1 protein-coding gene is annotated in these 838 nt (G+C 62.3%); it reads right to left on the bottom strand.

Annotation, left to right across the window (positions count from 1 at the left end; translation table 11 throughout):
- Positions 1 to 838, bottom strand: an 838-nt coding sequence (locus BBD46_RS10255; RefSeq protein WP_139173561.1) for an aldehyde dehydrogenase family protein, incomplete at both ends; no start/stop codon positions are given.

Below are 838 nucleotides of genomic sequence, written 5' to 3'. Positions count from 1 at the left end.
GGGTAGCCGTTGCCAGACTTCTTGACGCCTCCGAATGGCAGCTGGACCTCTGCGCCGATACACGGCAGGTTCGCGTACGCCAGGCCGATCTCCGCGCGGTCGCGGAAGTAGTTGATCTGACGGTAGTCTTCGGAGATGATCGCACCGGCGAGGCCGTACGGCGTGTCGTTGTGAATCTCGACTGCGTCCTCGATGTCGCCGTCGTACTCCAAGAGGGCAACGTGCGGACCGAAGCACTCCTCTTTCAGACAGCGCAGATCGGTGTCGTACTCGATTTCGTAGACGAACGGACCGACCCAGTTGCCGTCCTCGTGGCCCTCGGGAATTTCGTCGTCCTCGAGTTCGAAGCGGTCGACGAGGACCTCGGCACCTTCCTCGACTGCGAGTTCGTTGTGCTTCTCGATCTTCTCGACGTGTTCGGGCTCGACAGCCGGCCCCATGAAGGTGTCCTCCTGCAGGGGGTCACCTACCGCGACGTCCTTGGCGATGTCGACGTAGCGCTCCTTGAACTCGTCGTAGACGTCCGTATGGACGATCAGGCGCTCGCTCGAGACACAGCGCTGACCGGTCGTCTTGAAGCTCGACATGATCGCCGAGTGGACGGCGATGTCGAGGTCGGCTTCCTCGGTGACGATGATACCGTTCTTGCCGCCCATCTCGCAGGCTGCGAGTTTGCCCGGTTCGCCGCCGACCTTGCTGGCGATTTCCTGTCCGACTTCCGCCGATCCGGTGAAGAGGACCGTGTCGACGCGTTCGTCGTCGGAAATCGCTGCACCGGCGTCGCCGAAGCCCTGGACCATGTTGAAGACGCCGTCCGGAATACCGGCGTCCTCGAACA

The sequence above is a fragment of the Natrialba sp. SSL1 genome (assembly GCF_001861355.1).
GTDB lineage: Archaea > Halobacteriota > Halobacteria > Halobacteriales > Natrialbaceae > Natrialba.
This window is presented reverse-complemented; position numbering and strand designations above follow the sequence as displayed.